Source organism: Lysinibacillus sp. NPDC097231, from assembly GCF_044761885.1.
Lineage (GTDB): Bacteria > Bacillota > Bacilli > Bacillales_A > Planococcaceae > Lysinibacillus.
Genome location: NZ_JBIWDH010000023.1, coordinates 39300 through 59233, shown reverse-complemented (window position 1 = coordinate 59233; position 19934 = coordinate 39300). Strand labels below are relative to the sequence as shown.

Annotated in this window: 20 protein-coding genes; 18 read left to right on the top strand and 2 right to left on the bottom strand. The window is 37.4% G+C overall.

Translation table 11 applies throughout. From position 1 onward, the window contains the following. Positions 1–176 precede the first annotated feature (176 nt). From mnmE to ACIQXF_RS14575, 7 genes are all read left to right on the top strand, one after another. Positions 177–1562, top strand: coding sequence for a tRNA uridine-5-carboxymethylaminomethyl(34) synthesis GTPase MnmE (mnmE, locus tag ACIQXF_RS14605; RefSeq protein WP_402783915.1), 1386 nt, complete (start codon positions 177–179; stop codon positions 1560–1562). 27 nt (positions 1563–1589) lie between these two features. Continuing rightward, positions 1590–3485, top strand: coding sequence for a tRNA uridine-5-carboxymethylaminomethyl(34) synthesis enzyme MnmG (gene mnmG, locus ACIQXF_RS14600; RefSeq protein ID WP_402783913.1), 1896 nt, complete (start codon positions 1590–1592; stop codon positions 3483–3485). 157 nt (positions 3486–3642) lie between these two features. Next, positions 3643–4359: a 16S rRNA (guanine(527)-N(7))-methyltransferase RsmG gene (rsmG, locus tag ACIQXF_RS14595; RefSeq protein WP_402783911.1), complete on the top strand. Its 717-nt coding sequence runs from the start codon at positions 3643–3645 to the stop codon at positions 4357–4359. 179 nt (positions 4360–4538) lie between these two features. Beyond that, positions 4539–5438, top strand: a complete 900-nt coding sequence (gene noc, locus ACIQXF_RS14590) for a nucleoid occlusion protein (protein WP_402783909.1) — start codon at positions 4539–4541, stop codon at positions 5436–5438. Between the two features lie 495 nt (positions 5439–5933). Then, entirely contained in the window at positions 5934–6695 is a 762-nt protein-coding gene (locus tag ACIQXF_RS14585) for a ParA family protein (RefSeq protein WP_402783907.1), read from the top strand. Next, a complete protein-coding gene (locus tag ACIQXF_RS14580) occupies positions 6688–7536 on the top strand; it encodes a ParB/RepB/Spo0J family partition protein (RefSeq protein ID WP_402783905.1) in 849 nt (282 codons plus the stop codon). Before ACIQXF_RS14585 ends, ACIQXF_RS14580 begins: the two co-directional genes overlap by 8 nt. A gap of 79 nt (positions 7537–7615) precedes the next feature. Continuing rightward, on the top strand, positions 7616–8332 hold the full coding sequence (locus ACIQXF_RS14575; RefSeq protein WP_402783903.1) for a DUF554 domain-containing protein: 717 nt from the start codon (positions 7616–7618) through the stop codon (positions 8330–8332). Here ACIQXF_RS14575 and yyaC read toward each other — a convergent pair. Further along, the gene (yyaC, locus tag ACIQXF_RS14570; protein WP_402783901.1) at positions 8249–8881 is read right to left on the bottom strand and encodes a spore protease YyaC; all 633 of its coding nucleotides are present in this window, start codon (positions 8879–8881) and stop codon (positions 8249–8251) included. The genes ACIQXF_RS14575 and yyaC overlap by 84 nt on opposite strands. A 91-nt stretch (positions 8882–8972) precedes the next feature. On the opposite strand from yyaC, the gene ACIQXF_RS14565 reads away from it, so the two are divergent. The 3 genes from ACIQXF_RS14565 (at position 8973) to ychF (ending at position 11321) form a co-directional block, all read left to right on the top strand. Beyond that, on the top strand, positions 8973–9857 hold the full coding sequence (locus ACIQXF_RS14565) for a mechanosensitive ion channel family protein (RefSeq protein WP_402783899.1): 885 nt from the start codon (positions 8973–8975) through the stop codon (positions 9855–9857). Position 9858: 1 nt separating this feature from the next. Continuing rightward, on the top strand, positions 9859–10059 hold the full coding sequence (locus ACIQXF_RS14560; RefSeq protein WP_402783897.1) for a DUF951 domain-containing protein: 201 nt from the start codon (positions 9859–9861) through the stop codon (positions 10057–10059). 161 nt (positions 10060–10220) lie between these two features. Next, positions 10221–11321 (top strand): redox-regulated ATPase YchF, encoded by a 1101-nt coding sequence (ychF, locus tag ACIQXF_RS14555; protein WP_402783895.1) that lies wholly within the window; start codon positions 10221–10223, stop codon positions 11319–11321. A 90-nt stretch (positions 11322–11411) separates the two neighbouring features. On the opposite strand, the gene ACIQXF_RS14550 is transcribed toward ychF, so the two are convergent. After that, positions 11412–11987: a DUF3267 domain-containing protein gene (locus tag ACIQXF_RS14550; protein WP_402783893.1), complete on the bottom strand. Its 576-nt coding sequence runs from the start codon at positions 11985–11987 to the stop codon at positions 11412–11414. A 173-nt stretch (positions 11988–12160) separates the two neighbouring features. Between ACIQXF_RS14550 and rpsF the strand changes: the two genes are divergently transcribed. From rpsF to ACIQXF_RS14510, 8 genes are all read left to right on the top strand, one after another. Further along, positions 12161–12448: a 30S ribosomal protein S6 gene (gene rpsF / locus ACIQXF_RS14545; protein ID WP_402783891.1), complete on the top strand. Its 288-nt coding sequence runs from the start codon at positions 12161–12163 to the stop codon at positions 12446–12448. Between the two features lie 44 nt (positions 12449–12492). Then, positions 12493–13062, top strand: a complete 570-nt coding sequence (ssb, locus tag ACIQXF_RS14540; RefSeq protein ID WP_402783889.1) for a single-stranded DNA-binding protein — start codon at positions 12493–12495, stop codon at positions 13060–13062. Between the two features lie 43 nt (positions 13063–13105). Further along, entirely contained in the window at positions 13106–13342 is a 237-nt protein-coding gene (gene rpsR / locus ACIQXF_RS14535) for a 30S ribosomal protein S18 (protein ID WP_012296211.1), read from the top strand. Between the two features lie 327 nt (positions 13343–13669). After that, complete coding sequence (locus ACIQXF_RS14530) at positions 13670–14611, top strand: YybS family protein (protein WP_402783886.1); 942 nt, start codon at positions 13670–13672, stop codon at positions 14609–14611. A 12-nt stretch (positions 14612–14623) separates the two neighbouring features. Then, complete coding sequence (locus tag ACIQXF_RS14525; RefSeq protein ID WP_402783884.1) at positions 14624–16597, top strand: DHH family phosphoesterase; 1974 nt, start codon at positions 14624–14626, stop codon at positions 16595–16597. Next, on the top strand, positions 16594–17040 hold the full coding sequence (rplI, locus tag ACIQXF_RS14520; RefSeq protein WP_402783882.1) for a 50S ribosomal protein L9: 447 nt from the start codon (positions 16594–16596) through the stop codon (positions 17038–17040). Before ACIQXF_RS14525 ends, rplI begins: the two co-directional genes overlap by 4 nt. 13 nt (positions 17041–17053) lie before the next feature. Continuing rightward, the gene (dnaB, locus tag ACIQXF_RS14515) at positions 17054–18412 is read left to right on the top strand and encodes a replicative DNA helicase (protein WP_402783880.1); all 1359 of its coding nucleotides are present in this window, start codon (positions 17054–17056) and stop codon (positions 18410–18412) included. Between the two features lie 210 nt (positions 18413–18622). Then, positions 18623–19912, top strand: a complete 1290-nt coding sequence (locus ACIQXF_RS14510) for an adenylosuccinate synthase (protein ID WP_402783878.1) — start codon at positions 18623–18625, stop codon at positions 19910–19912. Positions 19913–19934 lie beyond the last annotated feature (22 nt).

Here is a 19934-nt window from a genome sequence, read left to right as displayed (position 1 = left end):
TTCTAGTATTCGCATTTTTTGTCGAATACGTGCTATAATGCAAAGCTTTCTAATTATCCACAATTGGAAATTATCCTTACTTTAGATTTTGCAAAAAATATGTTAGTCTAAGGTGTTAGTAAGTATTGGTCGGTTTTTATTTATCCACATGTGGATAACGTTAAGGAGGTCATTGAATGGAGTTCGATACAATTGCTGCGATATCCACACCAATGGGAGAAGGAGCTATTGCAATTGTTCGCTTAAGTGGGGACGATGCAGTTGCAATTGCAGATAAAATATTCAAATCGCCTGGTGGGAAAAGTTTAACTACTAAGGCTTCACATACGATTCATTATGGACATTTGGTCGATCCAAAAACAAATGAGGTTGTAGAGGAAGTAATGCTGTCATTAATGCGCGGACCAAAAACATTCACTCGTGAGGATGTAGTTGAAATAAACTGTCATGGGGGACTTGTTTCGGTAAATCGTGTGCTGAAGCTAGCATTAACAAATGGAGCCAGACTTGCTGAACCCGGTGAATTTACAAAACGAGCATTTTTAAATGGACGAATCGATTTATCACAGGCTGAAGCAGTAATGGATTTAATAAGAGCGAAAACTGATAGAGCGATGAATGTAGCGTTAGGACAAATGGATGGCAAATTATCGCGGCTAATTGGTGACTTACGCCAAGCATTACTAGAGACATTAGCACAAGTAGAGGTTAATATAGATTATCCGGAGTACGATGATGTAGAAGAAATGACAGTACCTGTATTAGTGGAAAAATGTACATGGGTACGAAATGAAATTATGAAACTTCTACAAACATCTTCTCAAGGAAAAATATTACGAGAGGGTCTATCAACTGTTATTTTGGGCCGCCCAAATGTCGGGAAATCATCTCTTTTAAATAGTTTAGTACAGGAAAATAAGGCCATTGTGACAGATATTGCAGGGACAACTCGTGATATTATAGAAGAGTACGTGAATGTGCGTGGTGTACCACTTCGTTTAGTGGATACAGCTGGGATTCGAGAGACTGAGGATATCGTTGAACGAATTGGCGTTGAACGTTCACGTGAGGCTTTGCGTAGCGCAGATTTAATATTATTTGTTTTAAACTACGCAGAAGAATTGACGGCTGAGGATGAGCGTCTTTTCGAAACAATTGAGGCGATGGATTACATCGTTATCGTCAATAAAACAGATCTTCCGCAAAAAATTGATTTAGCACGCGTAAAAAAGTTAGCAGGCAACCATCGCATTGTGACAACTTCCCTTTTACAGGAAGAAGGCATCACAGAGTTAGAGGAAGCAATTGCCGCGTTATTCTTTGAAGGGCAAATTGAAGCGGGGGATTTAACATATGTTTCAAATGCAAGACATATTGCATTACTACACCAAGCACAAGCAACGGTTGAGGATGCATTAGCAGCTGCACAAGCAGATGTACCAGTTGATATGGTACAAATAGATGTAACAAGAACATGGGAAATACTTGGTGAAATTATTGGTGATACAGTACAAGAAAGCCTAATTAATCAGCTATTTTCACAGTTCTGTTTAGGAAAATAATTTTACTACAGAAAGGAAGATACGAGCATGCCAACAAAATATGAGGCAGGCACGTTTGATGTTATCGTAATTGGCGCAGGTCATGCAGGTTCAGAAGCTGCTCATGCTGCTGCCAAAATGGGTGCTAACACACTGATGTTAACAATCAATATAGATATGATTGCATTTATGCCATGCAATCCATCCATTGGTGGTCCTGCCAAAGGAATCGTAGTACGAGAAATTGATGCTTTAGGTGGCGTCATGGGGAAAGTTATCGATAAAACTCATATTCAAATGCGTATGTTGAATACAGGGAAAGGCCCAGCAGTACGTGCTTTACGTGCACAAGCGGACAAAGTTTTATATCAACAAGAAATGAAACGTACGTTGGAGGAAACTGAAAATTTAACAATCCACCAAGGAATGGTGGAAGAGCTAATTATTGAAGATGGCGAAGTAAAAGGTGTAATCACACAAATTGGTGCCGTTTACCGTGCTAAAACAGTTGTTATCACAACAGGTACATTTCTACGTGGAGAAATCATTATTGGAGACATTAAGTATTCAAGTGGTCCAAACAACCAACAACCGTCAATCCGTTTAGCAGACAATTTAAAAGAGCTTGACTTTGACCTTGTGCGTTTTAAAACAGGTACACCACCACGAGTGAATAACCGTACAATTGATTATACTAAAACGGAGATACAGCCAGGAGATGACGTTCCTCGTGCATTCAGCTTTGAAACAACGGAATTCATCATGGATCAACTTCCTTGTTGGTTGACTTATACAAGTCCAGAAACTCATGAAATTATCGAGGCTAACCTCCATTTATCACCGATGTACTCGGGGATGATTAAAGGTACAGGTCCACGTTACTGCCCTTCCATTGAAGACAAAGTTGTGCGATTTAACGATAAACCGCGCCACCAAATCTTCTTAGAGCCAGAAGGTCGCAATACACGTGAAGTATATGTACAAGGTTTATCAACTAGTTTGCCAGAGCATGTACAAACACGTTTACTTAAATCAATTCCAGGCTTAGAAAATGCAGAAATGATGCGTGCTGGCTATGCTATTGAGTACGATGCAATCGTGCCAACACAATTATGGCCAACTTTAGAAACAAAACGTATAAAAGGCTTATATACAGCTGGTCAAATTAACGGAACATCTGGTTATGAGGAAGCAGCTGCGCAAGGCTTAATGGCAGGGATGAATGCTGCTGCAAATGTACTTGATAAAGAAGAACTGATCTTAAGTCGTTCAGATGCCTATATTGGGGTATTAATTGATGATTTAGTAACAAAAGGCACAAATGAGCCGTACCGTTTACTAACATCTCGTGCTGAATATCGTTTACTTCTTCGTCATGATAATGCAGATTTACGTTTAGTTGAGCTAGCTTATAAAATGGGTATGATTCCGGAAGAAAGATATGCAAAATTCAATGAGAAAAAAGAGCTGATTGAAAACGAGATTGCACGTCTTCGTGAAGTTATTATTAAGCCAAATGAAGCAACACAAGCAGTTATTCGCTCAGTGGGGGGCAGTGAGTTAAAAGATGGTATTCGTGGAGCGGATTTATTAAAACGTCCAGAAATGCATTATGAATTGATTTCTTCATTAATTCCAGCAGACATTGAATTTTCGGATGAAGTGAAGGAACAAATTGAAATTCAGCTTAAATATGAAGGTTATATTGAAAAAGCATTGCAACAAGTTGAAAAGCTTCATAAAATGGAAAATAAAAAAATCCCAGAAAATATTGATTATGATGCTATTTCAGGTCTAGCAACAGAAGCGCGACAAAAATTAAAACAAGTTACGCCGCTTTCTATTGCTCAAGCATCACGAATCTCTGGTGTAAACCCAGCAGATATTTCAATATTACTCGTTTATATTGAGCAAGGTAAAATCGCACGTGTAAGCGGCGAATAATCAAGAACAGTAAAGTGAATAAGGGGCGGGCATACCTTTGTGCCCGCTTCCTATTTTTCAGGCTATGTTATGCATGTCTTTTAGAGGGTAACAGAGAATTAAATTTTGTTATACGCAGACGTACATTAGCACAGCCATATTATAAAGGAGACTTTACATGAACGAACAACAATTTATTGAGGCATTGAAAGACAAGGGTATCGAACTTTCCCAAAAGCAAATAGCTCAATTCAAAAAATACTTTGAACTCCTTGTTGAGTGGAATGAAAAGATGAACTTAACTGCCATTACCGATTTAGAAGGTGTTTATTTAAAGCACTTTTATGATTCGATTAGTGCCTCATTCTATTTTGATTTTACAAAAGTAACAACAGTTTGTGATGTAGGGGCAGGGGCTGGTTTCCCGAGCATTCCAATTAAAATCTGTTACCCACATTTACATGTAACAATAGTTGATTCTTTAAATAAAAGAATTACATTTTTAAATCATTTAAGTGATGAGTTACAATTAGAGAATATGCATTTTGTACATGCTCGAGCAGAGGAATTTGGTCAAAATGCAAAATATCGTGAGCAGTTTGATGTTGTAACAGCACGTGCAGTAGCCCGTTTATCGGTCTTATCAGAGCTATGTGTACCACTAGCAAAACAAGGTGGATATTTTGTTGCTTTAAAAGCGGCAGCAGGAGCAGAAGAATTAAAAAATGCAAAAAAAGCATTGACTGCATTAGGTGTTACACTGAAAGAAGAATTTTCTTTCCAGTTACCTGTTGAAGAAAGTGACCGCATTTTATATATCTTTGATAAAATAAAAGGAACACCTAAAAAATATCCGCGTAAACCAGGTGTACCAAATAAAACACCGATTCAATAATTAGTGTTTCATGTGAAACTTCTCAAAGTAGAAAATATTTTTTCTATTTTGAGCATACATACTAGTTATGGATGGTTCACGCAAATGACATCTATGAACTATATACATTTTAGGAAATATAATAAATAATAATAGAATGACACAGAGCAAGATAGTTACTTAAAGGTGGTGCCACTTGGATGAAAAGTCCTTTTTCACGTTTTTTTGGAGGCGGGAATAAAACTGAGCCTATTGTGAAAAATGAAGTAGAACAAGCAGAGGCGGTTCATACAGCAGAAGAAGTTATAAAGTTGCCGATTGATCAAATTGTGCCTAACCGATTTCAGCCACGTACTATATTTGATGATGAAAAAATTGAAGAATTATCAAGAACCATTCATACGCATGGTGTAATTCAGCCAATTGTTGTACGTAAAACAGCAGAAAATCAATATGAGATTATTGCTGGTGAGCGTCGTTATCGAGCAATGAAAAAGCTACAATGGACAGAGGTTCCAGCAATTGTACGAAATTTAACTGATAAGGAAACAGCTTCTATCGCGTTAATTGAGAACCTCCAGCGTGAGGAGTTAACTGCAATTGAAGAAGCTGTTGCCTATCAAAAATTATTAGAGCTTCATGAGCTGACACAAGAAGCACTAGCCCAACGACTTGGAAAAGGACAATCCACGGTAGCCAATAAATTACGTTTATTAAAGCTGCCTGAAGAAGTGCAGCAAGCTATTTTGAAGCGTGAAATTTCTGAACGACATGCACGTGCATTAATTGCGATTAAAGATCAGCCATTACAATTAGAGGTTTTGCAACAAACGATTGAAAATGATTGGAATGTTCGTCAATTAGAAGAGCAGATTCATATGTTATTGCATCCAGAGGCAGTAGATCAAGAGGAAGCGGCTCCAAAAAAGGCCAAGCCTAAGCGTAAGGCAATTAGTAAAGACGTCCGTATTGCCTTAAATACTATTAAACAATCGTTGTCTATGGTAACGAAGAGCGGTATAACGGTTAAGACTGAAGAAGAAGATACAGAAGAATATTATCAAATTACAGTGAAAATACCTAAAAAGAAAAAGTCTTGAGTACAAGGGTTAAAAATTATTTTTAAAAAATAATTTATTGATTTTTATGGTGTCATCAAAGTTGAGGATGATAGTTGTATAATGTATATCAAAGTTGATTGGAGTGGGGGTAGGGCGATTCCTTGGAGCGCAAGCGAATATGGGAACGAAGACTAAAAACATCACGTTCTGTAATAACCCCTTCGTTATCCACCGCTTCGTTAGCACTGCGCTTTCGTACAGAAAACGTTTGTTTGCCCTGGCGTCCCCAGGAAAGTGCCAGCCGGAACGAAAATCAACCCAAAATTATGGTGATAAGCCACTTTTATATTTTCATACAGTGGGGGCATCTCAGTAATATTTCTGAGATGCCCTCTTTTTTGTATATATTCTTAATATTTTATACAACTCTTTTCTATTTTTTTGATAGAATGAGAATAGATAGCGGTATTGAACAGTGATTTTACAAATGATTTGTCAAAGCGAACTTTGATAGATGAAAGCAGGTGCTTTTAAATGGGTAGAATTATAGCAATCGCCAATCAAAAGGGTGGCGTAGGGAAAACAACGACATCGGTCAATTTGAGCGCTTGTCTAGCATACTTAGGAAAGAAAGTGCTATTAATTGATACTGATCCACAGGGCAATACAACGAGTGGACTCGGCATTAATAAAGGAGAACTTCATGGCTGTATTTATGATGTATTAATTGATGATGAAAACGTTGAGAATGTCATTCAAGAAACAAATGTAGAAAACTTAGCAATCGTTCCGGCAACCATCTCACTCGCTGGAGCAGAAATTGAATTAGTTTCGACAATTTCAAGAGAAGTGCGTTTAAAGCATGCACTTCAAAATGTAAAAGAAGATTATGATTATATTATTATTGATTGCCCACCTTCGTTAGGGCTTTTAACAATTAACGCTTTAACTGCATCAGATGCTTTGATTATTCCAGTACAATGTGAATATTACGCGTTAGAGGGGTTAAGTCAGCTATTATCAACTGTCCGTTTAGTGCAGAAACATTTAAATCAGCAACTATATATTGATGGTGTATTATTGACGATGCTTGATGCACGAACAAACCTAGGCTTACAAGTTATTGATGAAGTAAAAAAATATTTCCAAGATAAAGTATACAAAACAATAATTCCTCGTAATGTCCGATTAAGTGAGGCTCCAAGTCATGGACAGCCAATTATCATTTATGACGCAAAATCAAGAGGTGCAGAAGTTTATCTAGAGATGGCGAGGGAAGTGATTAAAAATGGCTAAGGGTTTAGGAAAAGGCATTGGTGCATTATTTCCTGGAGAGTCTTTAGAACATAGTGGGCAAGTGGAAGAAATACAATTAGAGCTTATCGTTGCAAACCCATTTCAGCCTCGTAAAATTTTCGATGAAGAAGCCTTACAAGAATTAGCAGACTCTATACAGGAGCATGGTATTTTACAACCAATTGCTGTACGTAAAAAAGGACGTAAATTTGAAATTGTTGCTGGGGAACGTCGTTATAGAGCGACTCAATTAGCAGGGTTAGAGGTTATTCCAGCCATTATAAAAGAGTTATCAGATGCCCAAATGATGGAGCTAGCTATTTTAGAAAATCTACAGCGTGAAGATTTGACAGTTATTGAAGAGGCTGAGGCATATCAAAGTCTAATGGAAAACCTACATTTAACACAAGAGGAGTTATCCAAGCGATTAGGGAAGAGTAGACCACATATCGCCAATCATGTTCGTTTACTAGCTTTACCCGAGGATGTTCGAGTATTGATGAATAATGGCACATTATCGATGGGACAAGGTCGTGCACTACTTGGATTAAAGAATAAAAGAAGAATATCTGAAGTGGCAAATAAGGTTATTAAACAAGGCCTAAATGTTCGTCAGGTAGAAATGCTAGTACAAAATTTAAATGAAGAAGTTTCACGTGAAACAAACCAATCGAAGAAAAAGGACATATTTGTTGCAGCTAAAGAGACACAATTACGTGATTATTTTGGAACAAATGTTCAAATTAAGAAAGTGAACAATAAAGGGAAAATAGAAATTGAATTTTACTCTGAAGATGATTTAGAACGGATTTTAGAAATACTAAACTTACAAGATGAGTAGAGGGAAGTTTCTATAATGCAATCAGAGCGCCGAGCTATAAGGCGCTCTCTATTTTTCTAGAGAGAAGGAAGGTTGGGACGTGGTATTACTAGGAACATTAATTAACGCTTTGCTAATTATAGCAGGTGCATTTGTGGGGCGGATTTTCAAAAATATTCCTGAATCGATGAAATCCACTGTATTATCGATTATTGGTTTAGCAGTTGCGCTTTTAGGAATTAAAATGGGCTTTGAAAGTGATAACTTTATTATTTTAGTGGTAAGTTTAGTAGTAGGTACAGTGATTGGTGAGTGGTTAGATCTAGATAAGCAAATGAATCGACTTGGAAAATGGGTAGAATCTTTATTCAGCAAAAAGCGTACTAATAATAATCAAATTAGCATAGCAGAGGGTTTTGTAACTGCCTCATTAATATTCGTAGTGGGCTCTATGGCGGTCATAGGTGCACTCGATAGTGGTCTGCGCAATGACCATAATGTGCTAATTACGAAAGGATTAATCGATGGATTTACATCGGTAATATTAGCATCTACATTAGGTATTGGCGTATTACTATCCGCAATACCAGTTTTTGTATATCAAGGGATAATTGCACTATTTGCAGGCGTTATTAGTTCATATATACCAGAGGCTGCATTACAAATGTACATTACAGAAATGACTGCTGTAGGTGGTGTCATGATTTTGGCTATTGGTTTAAATATAGCAGGCTTAACCAAGATCAAGGCTGCTAACTTGTTGCCAGGTATCATCGTTGTCGGTATTATGGTTGCTATCTTCTATATTTTTCAGTGAGTAACGATGTGCAGCAAGTAAAAGAGCTCTTGAAAGTTTTTCTGCCATAGCATAGGAAATATGAAGTCTTGTATTTTGTAAAACAAGCATTTCCATAAAGCCTCCAATATTGACTATCCCCTTAACGGAAATGTCACCGATTGGAGGTAGTTGTTTTTTTACAGCTTTCCCTGGAAAAATAGGTCCATTCTGTACAGAAATGTGTCCAACATTTTGTTCACTACCAAGACATGCATCAATCGCAATAATGAATGGTTTTGTAGTATCATTGTGTAGCTGTTGCAAAGTAGTGTCTAAATTAAGAGCATGTAAAGGATCTTCTAAAGAACCTACAACTTCATATGGAAAACTAACAGACCTTTTTAGGAAGCTACCTGTTAATGGCCCAAGTGTATCTCCTGTACAACGGTCACTTCCAATACAACAGAAGATCAAACGTTCATGATGAAACGGTATATGTTCTAAAAATAATGTACTTAATTGCCAAACAGCATTTTTACTTTCATGATGAAGAGAATAAGGAAGTAACAATTTTGGTATAGTATTCATAAAAAAACTCACTTTCCTTTTTATTTGAGAAGTGCTCGATTTTTATGCAGTATACGCAAATTTTTAGCAAGTTATTCAAGAGGTGGTAATAATGGATTGGTTTAGTGAAAAGGTATTAAGTAACTTATGGGACAAGCTGATGTCAGAGAAGCTTTGGGAAGCGATAATAACTGCTTCAATTAAGATAACGGTTGTTTTGATCGCATCGTGGTTAGCTGTCCGATTAGGTAAAAAATTTATTAAAAAAGTGTTTTTAATGCGTATGCGTTCACCTTTAGACCATTCAGAACGTCGACAAAAAACAATTTCAAGATTATTACAAAGTGTCATTTCCTATGCTGTTTATTTTTCAGCAATCGTTGCCATTCTTTCTATCTTAAACATTAAGATAGCAGGGTTGCTAGCTGGAGCAGGGATTGTCGGTTTAGCAATCGGTTTTGGTGCGCAAAGTTTAGTGAAGGATATCATTACTGGATTCTTTATTATTTTTGAAGATCAGTTTGGTGTTGGTGATTATATAAAAATAAATGCAGCTGAAGGAACTGTTGTAGAGATAGGCTTACGTACAACAAAGATTAATGGTTCCACAGGGGAGCAATTTATTATTCCGAATGGTTCGATTGGTGATGTTGTCAATTACTCTGTCAACAACTCAAAAATTTATATAGATTTACAAATGACGACCGATGCCAATTTTGAAAGAGCCGAATCTATTATTAAAAAGTATTTAGATACTTTACCTGAAATTCATAAGGAACTTGTAGCAGTACCTGTCTTTTTAGGTGTACAAAATGTTAAGGGCACAGAGGTAACGATTCGTATAGCAGCAGAAACATTACCACAGCAACAATACGGAGTGGCACGTACTATTCGTCGAGATGTTACAAAACTCTTTGAAGAAAATAATATACCGATGGCTCATCCTAAAATGATGTTGTATGGTGGTAGTGGAAAAGAAGATGGGGGGAATGAATAATATGGAAGCAAAGAAATTTGGTCTAAATGATATTGTTGAAATGAAAAAGCAACACCCATGTGGCACAAATAAGTGGAAAATTATTCGCATGGGAGCAGACGTACGAATTAAATGTGAAGGCTGTCAACATAGTGTGATGATTCCGCGTCGTGAATTTGAGAAGAAGATTAAGAAGGTTTTAATTTCTGCCAGTGAAGACTAGTTTCATGTGTATTAGACTTTTTATGAGTGAATCAATATAATAGATAGGGTTATATAGTGATTAATCGGTGGGGATTTTCTGCATCTGCATCCCCGCAGCATCCGTTACTACGGAATAAAAGAGCAAATTTGAACTGAATTATAGAAAGGTTGTGTCCATTCATGGCATTAACAGCTGGAATCGTTGGTTTACCGAACGTTGGAAAATCGACATTATTTAACGCAATTACAAAAGCGGGCGCATTGGCTGCAAACTATCCATTCGCAACAATCGATCCGAACGTCGGTATTGTTGAAGTACCAGATGCACGTTTAGATAAATTAACGGAATTAGTAATACCGAAAAAAACAGTACCAACAGCATTTGAATTCACAGATATTGCTGGAATCGTAAAGGGTGCTTCAAAAGGCGAAGGCCTAGGAAACAAATTCCTTGCCCATATTCGTGAGGTAGATGCAATTTGCCAAGTTGTACGTTGCTTCGTAGATGAAAATATTACGCACGTTTCAGGTGCGGTTGATCCAATTGATGATATTGAGGTTATTAATTTAGAGCTTGCACTTGCCGACTTAGAATCTGTTGATAAACGTATACAACGTGTAAGCAAAATGGCTAAGCAAAAAGACAAAGAAGCAATGATCGAAGAACCGATTCTTTTAAAAATTAAAGAACAATTAGAAAATGGTCGACCTGCACGTGCTGCAGAACTTTCAGATGATGAACTTAAAGTTATTAAAGGGCTTCATCTTTTAACAATTAAACCTATGCTTTATGTAGCAAACGTTTCAGAAGATGAAGTAGCTGATGCAGATAATAACGAATATGTGCAAAAAGTACGTGAGTATGCAGCTGCTGAAGGAGCTCAAGTTATTACAATCTGTGCAAAAATCGAAGAAGAAATTTCTGAGCTTGATGATGAAGAAAAAGCTATGTTCTTAGAAGAGCTAGGGATTAAAGAATCTGGCTTAGATCAATTAATCCGCACGTCATATGATTTACTTGGACTAGCAACTTACTTTACTGCAGGGGTACAAGAAGTACGTGCATGGACATTCCGTAAAGGTATGAAGGCACCACAATGTGCTGGAATCATTCATACAGACTTCGAGCGTGGATTCATTCGTGCAGAAACAGTTGCTTTCGATGATTTAGTAGAGGCTGGTTCTCAAGCCGCTGCTAAAGAAGCTGGTAAAGTACGTCTTGAGGGTAAAGATTATGTTGTACAAGACGGAGATATAATGTTATTCCGCTTTAATGTATAAAATATAAAACAAGGGCAATCTTTCTATGGATTGCCTTTTTTGTTTATTTAGAAATCGCTTGTGTATGTAGAGCCCACTGAAAGTTGTCTTTCATTTTTTAGATGCTTCATTCTTTTCTTGAGGTATAAATACATAAAGCTTTGGTAAATGGGGGTCGTCCTGTATTAATGCCTTTTTAGGATATTTACGTAATTCTTTATACATTGCAAAATCACCCACTGCCCCAGCTATTAAAAAAGCCCCCACTAATACTAAAACAGTACTGTTAAGGTAGAAACCTGCAATCGTTGGAAGGACGCCAGTTGTCCAAAATGGAAGTAATAAAGCCTTCTTCATTGCATGATTTGGTAATGGTTGTTCTGTTGTTGCGTACGCTATACCAAGTTCTAAATTGAGGCCATACTTTAAAGATTTAAAAGGTACGCCCCCGAAAACCATAAAACCAATTAAATGAAAGGCTTCATGTAATACTATGAAAACGATATATAGGATGGTAAAAAGTGTAGCCCCACTAATCATATTCCAAAATGAAAAATAAAAATCTTTAAAGCAAATATATTGGATAGCCATAAATAATATGACAAGACCACTTGTGACAACAATATTGTCCATCATTAGTTTTTTCATATCTAGTTCAATGACAATAGGTTCTTTATTCGGTAGCATGAAAGCTCTCCTTTCATGGATCAATTAAATTCATTATATAGAATGAAATATATATTTGCGACTTGAAAGACATGTACCTATATGTTACAATTCATTGATGTGAGTAATAATTATTACTTGCTCCTTGCTCCCTGTGTACAGGAGAGCCTAAGTCCATAAGGAGGTGTAAACAGATGAGAAAATACGAATTAATGTACATCGTACGTCCGAACATTGAAGACGAAGCGAAGAAAGCTTTAGTTGAACGTTTCAACGAAATCTTAACTTCTAACGGTGCAGAAGTCATCGAATCAAAAGAGTGGGGCAAACGCCGCTTAGCTTATGAAATTCAAGACTTCCGTGAAGGTTACTACCAAATCGTGAAAGTAAACGCTACTTCAGATGCTATCAACGAATACACACGTCTTGCTAACATCAGCGAAGATATCATTCGTCACATTGCAGTTCGCGAAGAAGCATAATCATTTATTTTTAACTAAATGCTGAAAAAGGAGGTTGTATTCTGATGATAAACCGTGTCGTATTAGTTGGAAGACTAACAAAAGATCCTGAGCTACGCTATACGCCGAATGGTATTGCGTCTACACGATTTACAGTTGCTGTAAATCGAACATTCTCAAACCAACAAGGTGATCGCGAAGCTGATTTCATTAGCTGCGTTGCATGGCGCAAACAGGCTGAAAACCTAGCGAACTTCATGCGAAAAGGAAGTTTAATTGGGGTAGAAGGTCGTATCCAAACAGGCAGTTATGAAGGACAAGACGGTAAGCGAGTATACACAACAGATGTCGTGGCAGATAGCGTACAGTTTTTAGAACCTCGTAATGGTGGTGGTGCTCCTGCATCTCCTCAATACGGTGGACAGACTTACGGTAATAATCAACCGTCATATGGCGGTGGTCAACCACAGCAGCAATTTGGTGGCGCTATGCCTGGTCAAGGTTCATTTGGCGGCGATGCTTATCAGCAAAATCAACCACCTATGAATCAGCCGAATTATACACGTGTAGATGAAGATCCATTTGCTAATAGCAAAGGACCAATAGAGGTATCTGAGGATGATCTTCCATTCTAATATTTCTAAACTAAAATAAAAATGATAAAGGAGGAGACATACTATGGCACCACGTCGCGGAGGCCGCAAACGCCGTAAAGTTTGCTACTTCACTGCTAATAACATTACGCATATCGACTATAAAGATGTGGATTTATTAAAAAAATTCATCTCTGAGCGCGGTAAAATCTTACCACGTCGCGTAACTGGCACTAGCGCTAAGTACCAACGTAAATTAACTTCAGCTATCAAAGTTTCTCGTATCATGGGATTACTTCCATTCGTAGCAGAAGACAAATAAGATTGATGTCGCCAAGGTGTTGACCTTGCATCAATTTCTAAAACCAGCATGTTTCGATATTCGTATCGGTGTATGCTGGTTTTTTATTGTTGAGACAAATGTAGTTGGAGTGTTTCAACTAGCTTAAAAAATTCCTTGTTATCATGCATTTGTTATTGTCTTTCGGTAAAAAATCTTCTATATAGGTATGTAGTTTACTCTTTTAGTCATCGGTTCTACAAAAATAATGACAAAGCATATAGTTGTTCTTAGCGTTTTTTGTTCAATAACACAAAAAAATGGTACAATAAAGGTTAGTAAGTTTGACTGAAAAAAGGAAGGTTTTCAATGCCGAATAATCAAACAAAGGCGCTTGTTCAAGGCTCAATGATGGTCGCAATCTTTACGATTCTGATGCTTATTTCTGCATATGTGCCATTCATTTTTATGGTAGCTTTATTATTTGCTCCATTACCAATTGCGTGGTATAGCGCGAATTACAAGCGTTCCTCATCAATACTTGTAGCAGTAGTAGGCTGTATTTTAACTGTTTTAACTAGTGGCATAACTATGGTGCCATTTGCCTTTATCTTAGCGTTACTTGGTGTTGTGATGGGTAATGCAATCCAACAAAAGAAAAGTAAACTCTATCTTTTCATGTCATCTGGGATTGCCTTACTCTTGTCAATGGCAATAGTCTTTGTAGCATTTGTACAGTTTGCAGGTATCAATATGATTGACATGAGCTTAGAGCTTGTACTTGAAAATTATGAGCAATCAAATGAACTTGCAAAAAGTGTGACAGGTCAAGTAATGTTTCAGCCAGAGCAACTTGAGGCAATGTTAAAAACAATTGAGCTGACAATGCCTGCTACAGTAACAATTTCAGCATTTTTTGCAGCGTTTATTATAGTAACGTTAAATTTACCGGTATTAAAGCGTCTTGGTTTAGTGGTACCTAAATTTACACCTTTCCAAAATATGCGTTTACCAAGATCTATTTTATGGTATTACATGATTGTCTTATGCATTAATTTATTTATGCGTCCAGAAGTTGGTTCTACGCTTGATATTATTGTTTTAAACGTTTCTTATATTTTATGGATATTATTAATCCTTCAAGGGATTTCCTTTATACATTATTTCATTTCTAAAAAAGGAATGCCGAATGGTGTGAAATGGGTAGCTACCCTGTTAGCCCTACCACTATCATCCTTTATGATATTGCTTGGCATTGTAGATTTAGGTTTCGACGTTCGTTCACTTGTGAAAGGGAAAACTAAAGAATAAGGGGCTGATGTAATGGGAACTTTTAGAAAACGACCAATTCGCTATCCGCTTTTTGTTCTTTCCATTTTTGGCATTGTAACGTTCGTACTTTTATGTCTTTGGAATATTGGAATAGGTATTGGTTTTGGAATAGGCTTTGTTCTGATAATGGCTTATACGTGGAAGGTAGAAAAGGTTACTTTTGTAGAAACAGAAAAGCATATTGAATCCATCTCCTTCCGCATGAAAAAGGTCGGAGAAGAGGCATTACTTGAAATGCCAATCGGTATTTTACTTGTAAATGAGGAATATGAAATAGAATGGTCGAATCCGTATATGCAAGGCGTTTTAAATATGGAAACATTAGTAGGGAAGGGAATTGTAGATATATCCGATGATATCTATGTGCTAATGAAGACCGAGGAGACGAATGAAGCTACGATTACACTGCGTGATCGTAAATATCGGGTTTTTTATAAAAAAGAGGAGAGTCTGCTATATTTCTTCGATATCACTGAGCAGATAGCAATTGAAAAGCAATACTTTGCAGATCGTACAGTCATTGCGATTTTATTTGTAGATAATTATGATGAAATTACACAAGCAATGGATGATCAGCCGCGTAGTTTAACTAATACAATGGTGACATCAATAGTAAATGATTGGGCGGCTGAACACGGTGTATTTGTAAAACGAATATCATCTGATCGTTTTTTAGCTGTTTTAAACGAATCGATTTTAACAGAGCTTGAAAAGAAAAAATTTGCGATTTTAGATACGATTCGAGAAAAAACAGCACAAAAAAATCTCTCATTAACACTGAGTATTGGTGTTGGCGCAGGATCGTCTTCATTGGTGGAGCTTGGTGAATTAGCACAATCAAGTCTAGATCTGGTTTTAGGCCGTGGTGGTGATCAGGTTGCCATCAAGCAACCAACAGGAAAGCTAAAATTCTATGGCGGGAAGACGAACCCAGTTGAAAAGCGTACACGCGTTAGAGCACGTGTTATTTCACATGCACTACGTGATTTAATCCAGGATAGTGATCAAGTATTTGTAATGGGACATAAAAACCCCGATATGGACTCTATTGGTGCCTCTGTAGGTGTACGTAAGATGGCGCAAATGAATGATGTCAAAGGCTATGTCATTATAGATTTTGATGAGTTAAACGGAAGTGTAACGCGTTTAATGAATGAAATTGAGAGTAAGTCGGATTTCTATGAGAATTTCCTAACACCAGAGGAAGCTGCGACAAAGATGACAGAAAAGTCGTTGCTCATTATTGTCGATACCCATAAACCGAATTTAGTTATCGATTCACACCTATTGAAATTGGCCGAAAAGGTTGTTGTAATTGACCATCACCGTAGGAGTGAAGATTTTATAGAAAATCCAACTCTTGTTTATATGGAACCATATGCCTCGTCTACAGCAGAGCTTGTGACAGAGTTACTTGAGTATCAACCAAAGCGTGCGAAGATTAATATGCTAGAGGCTACAGCATTATTAGCAGGAATAATTGTAGATACAAAGAGTTTTACACTTCGTACTGGAGCCCGTACTTTTGAAGCGGCTTCTTATTTACGAACAAACGGTGCTGATACAGTGCTTGTACAGCGTCTATTAAAAGAAGATATAGATACGTACATTGAGCGTTCTAAAATAGTGCAAACTGTTCAGTTTGTAAAGCCAGGGATCGCTATTGCTGTAGGTGAGGAATTAAAAGTGTATGATTCTGTATTAATCGCACAAACAGCAGATATTTTACTAACAATGAAAGATGTCGGTGCTTCTTTTGTCATTGCGCATCGTGCAGATGGCAAAATCGGAATAAGTGCAAGATCGCTTGGCGAAGTAAATGTACAGCTAATTATGGAAAAACTTGGCGGTGGCGGGCATTTAACAAATGCAGCTTGCCAAATGGATGTAAGTTCCATTGATGGAGTGAGAAAATATTTAGAAGAGGCCATAAATGAGGTACTCGAAGGGAGTTCGGAATCATGAAAGTAGTATTTTTAAAAGATGTTAAAGGAAAAGGAAAAAAAGGAGAAGTTAAAAATGTAGCAGATGGCTATGCACAAAACTTCTTAATCAAAAATGGTTTTGCTGCCGAAGCAAATCCTCAAGCATTAAGTCAATTAGAAGGTCAAAAGAAATTAGAAGCTAAAAACGCTGCAGCAGAATTGGCTGAGGCGAAAGCATTAAAAGAAAAAGTAGAGACTTTAACAGTAGAACTAAAAGCAAAATCAGGTGAAGGTGGTCGCCTATTTGGTTCAATATCTACAAAGCAAATTGCCGATGCACTACACAAAGTACATGGCATTAAAATTGATAAACGTAAAATGACTTTAAATGAGGGAATTCGTGCACTAGGCTTTACAAATGTACCTGTAAAACTACATCATGAAGTATCTGCAACATTAAAAGTACATGTAACGGAAGAATAAGGGGCGACAATCCATGAACGAACCGATGATGGATCGCGTTCCACCGCATAACCGGGAAGCGGAACAATCGGTTATCGGTGCAATTTTTCTTGATCCTCAGTCGTTAATCACTGCATCTGAAATTTTACTAGCAGATGATTTTTATCATAATGCACATAAGAAAATTTTCGAAACGATGCTACGTTTAAGTGATCAAGGAAAAGCGATAGATGTTGTAACAGTTACTGAAGAATTATCAGCTAAAAAAGAAATTGAGGACGTTGGCGGGCTATCGTATTTACTAGAGCTCGCCAATGCTGTCCCTACAGCTGCTAACGTCGCGCATTATGCGAAAATTGTCGAAGAAAAGGCTCTGTTACGTCGTTTAATCCGTGTAGCTACTAAAATTGTAGAAGATGGCTATACACGTGAGGATGAGGTAGAGGCATTACTAGGTGAAGCAGAGAAGAAAATGATGGAGGTAGCCAATCGTAAAAATGCGGGTGACTTTAAGCATGTCAAAGACGTATTGGTGGAAACCTTTGATAACATTGAGCGGCTTCAATCACAAAAAGGTGATGTTACAGGTATCCCGACAGGCTTTCGTGATTTAGACAATATTACAGCTGGCTTCCAACGTAACGATTTAATAATCGTCGCGGCACGTCCATCTGTAGGGAAAACAGCCTTTGCATTAAATGTCGCGCAAAGTGTTGCCGTTCAGGCACGCGAAAATGTAGCAATATTCTCCCTAGAGATGGGTGCTGAGCAATTAGTTATGCGTATGCTTTGTGCAGAAGGAAATATTGATGCGCAAGTTTTGCGTACAGGTGCGTTAACTACGGAAGATTGGGGTAAACTAACTATGGCAATGGGGAGTTTATCGAATTCCGGAATTTTTATTGATGATACACCAGGTGTACGAATCAATGAAATTCGAGCAAAATGTCGACGTTTAGCACAGGAGCATGGGCTCGGAATGATTTTGATCGATTATTTACAGCTCATTCAAGGTAGTGGTAAGCCAGGCGAAAACCGTCAGCAAGAGGTATCAGAAATTTCGCGTTCATTAAAAGGATTGGCACGGGAATTAAAGGTTCCAGTTATTGCATTATCACAGCTATCTCGTGGCGTTGAGCAACGTCAAGATAAGCGACCAATGATGAGTGACTTACGTGAATCGGGAAGTATTGAGCAAGATGCTGATATTGTTGCCTTCTTATATCGTGATGATTATTACGATAAAGAGTCCGAGAGTAAAAATATGATTGAAATTATTATTGCTAAACAACGTAACGGCCCAACAGGTACGGTTACACTTGCGTTTAAAAAAGAATTCAATAAATTTATTAACGTGGACTGGTCACAAATGCCACCACCACCACGGGAATAATAATATTTAGATTACGCTAAGACGGAATTAATCTGAATGTTAGATAATATTCATATCATTCTGTTATTAAACACGAACGTTGGATCAATTTTTTTGATTTTATGTTCGTGTTTTTAACTATTTTTTGTTGACTAGGCATTTCTATCATTGTTACAATAATTAACGGCTTAAAAATTGAGATACAAAACGTATCTAACGGAGGTGCTGATTATGACATCAGTTGTAGTTGTAGGAACACAGTGGGGAGACGAAGGGAAAGGTAAAATTACAGATTTCCTTTCGCAAAAAGCCGAAGCAATCGCTCGCTTTGCAGGTGGTGATAATGCAGGACATACCATTAAATTTGATGGTGAGACATATAAACTACATTTAATTCCATCCGGTATTTTTTATAATGAAAAAACTTCAGTAATTGGAAATGGATTAGTTGTTAATCCAAAGTCATTAGTAACTGAGCTTAGAGGTTTACAAGAGCGTGGCATAAATACTGACAATCTACGTATTTCTAATCGGGCACATGTTATTTTACCATATCATATAAAACAAGATATCGCTGATGAAGAAAGTCGTGGCGATAAAAAAATTGGTACGACTTGTAAAGGGATTGGTCCTTGCTATCAAGATAAAGTAGCACGTATCGGTATCCGTATGGCTGATTTACTAGACAAGGACGTATTTGAAGAAAAACTACGTCACAATTTAGCAATTAAAAATAAGTTATTCGAGAAGTTCTACGAAGTAGAAGGTGTAACGTTCGAAGAAATTTTCGAAGAATATTATAGCTACGGGCAAGAAATTGCAAAATATGTAACAGATACGTCGAAAATCTTAAATGATGTACTTGATGAAGGCGGCAAAGTGTTATTTGAAGGAGCACAAGGTATTTTACTTGATGTCGATCAAGGTACGTATCCATTTGTAACATCTTCAAATCCTGTTGCCGGTGGAGTGGCAATTGGTGCTGGTATTGGCCCATCACGAGTTTCAAGTGTTATTGGTGTGTGTAAGGCCTATACATCTCGTGTTGGTGATGGTCCATTCCCAACGGAATTGTTTGATGAAGTAGGTCAGCAAATCCGTGAAGTAGGGCGCGAATATGGAACAACAACAGGCCGTCCACGACGTGTAGGTTGGTTTGATACGGTAGTAGTACGTCATTCACGCCGAGTAAGTGGTATTACACATCTTGCGCTAAATTCAATTGATGTTTTATCTGGCTTAGAAACAGTGAAGATTTGTACGGCGTATAAGTATAAAGATGAAACAATTACAGAATATCCAGCAAATCTTCATATTATTGAACAATGCGAGCCAATTTATGAAGAACTTCCTGGTTGGTCAGAGGATATTACAGGCTGCAGAACTTTAGAAGAGCTACCTGAGAATGCACGACGCTATGTAGAACGTGTTAGCGAATTAACAGGCATTCAAATTGCTACTTTCTCTGTTGGTCCTGCACGTGAGCAAACGAACGTTTTAATAGACGTTTGGGAAGCATAATAAAATGAAAAAATGGGCGTAC

Bases quoted from the DNA above. Each gene is read 5' to 3' on its own strand.
- rplI (WP_402783882.1), top strand. From the start codon at position 16,594: ATGAAAGTAGTATTTTTAAAAGATGTTAAAGGAAAAGGAAAAAAAGGA.
- ssb (WP_402783889.1), top strand. From the start codon at position 12,493: ATGATAAACCGTGTCGTATTAGTTGGAAGACTAACAAAAGATCCTGAG.
- ACIQXF_RS14510 (WP_402783878.1), top strand. From the start codon at position 18,623: ATGACATCAGTTGTAGTTGTAGGAACACAGTGGGGAGACGAAGGGAAA.
- ACIQXF_RS14580 (WP_402783905.1), top strand. From the start codon at position 6,688: ATGGCTAAGGGTTTAGGAAAAGGCATTGGTGCATTATTTCCTGGAGAG.
- ACIQXF_RS14530 (WP_402783886.1), top strand. From the start codon at position 13,670: ATGCCGAATAATCAAACAAAGGCGCTTGTTCAAGGCTCAATGATGGTC.
- dnaB (WP_402783880.1), top strand. From the start codon at position 17,054: ATGAACGAACCGATGATGGATCGCGTTCCACCGCATAACCGGGAAGCG.
- mnmG (WP_402783913.1), top strand. From the start codon at position 1,590: ATGCCAACAAAATATGAGGCAGGCACGTTTGATGTTATCGTAATTGGC.
- rsmG (WP_402783911.1), top strand. From the start codon at position 3,643: ATGAACGAACAACAATTTATTGAGGCATTGAAAGACAAGGGTATCGAA.
- ACIQXF_RS14560 (WP_402783897.1), top strand. From the start codon at position 9,859: ATGGAAGCAAAGAAATTTGGTCTAAATGATATTGTTGAAATGAAAAAG.
- ACIQXF_RS14550 (WP_402783893.1), bottom strand. From the start codon at position 11,987: ATGCTACCGAATAAAGAACCTATTGTCATTGAACTAGATATGAAAAAA.
- mnmE (WP_402783915.1), top strand. From the start codon at position 177: ATGGAGTTCGATACAATTGCTGCGATATCCACACCAATGGGAGAAGGA.
- noc (WP_402783909.1), top strand. From the start codon at position 4,539: ATGAAAAGTCCTTTTTCACGTTTTTTTGGAGGCGGGAATAAAACTGAG.
- ACIQXF_RS14525 (WP_402783884.1), top strand. From the start codon at position 14,624: ATGGGAACTTTTAGAAAACGACCAATTCGCTATCCGCTTTTTGTTCTT.
- yyaC (WP_402783901.1), bottom strand. From the start codon at position 8,881: ATGAATACTATACCAAAATTGTTACTTCCTTATTCTCTTCATCATGAA.
- rpsF (WP_402783891.1), top strand. From the start codon at position 12,161: ATGAGAAAATACGAATTAATGTACATCGTACGTCCGAACATTGAAGAC.
- rpsR (WP_012296211.1), top strand. From the start codon at position 13,106: ATGGCACCACGTCGCGGAGGCCGCAAACGCCGTAAAGTTTGCTACTTC.
- ACIQXF_RS14585 (WP_402783907.1), top strand. From the start codon at position 5,934: ATGGGTAGAATTATAGCAATCGCCAATCAAAAGGGTGGCGTAGGGAAA.
- ychF (WP_402783895.1), top strand. From the start codon at position 10,221: ATGGCATTAACAGCTGGAATCGTTGGTTTACCGAACGTTGGAAAATCG.
- ACIQXF_RS14565 (WP_402783899.1), top strand. From the start codon at position 8,973: ATGGATTGGTTTAGTGAAAAGGTATTAAGTAACTTATGGGACAAGCTG.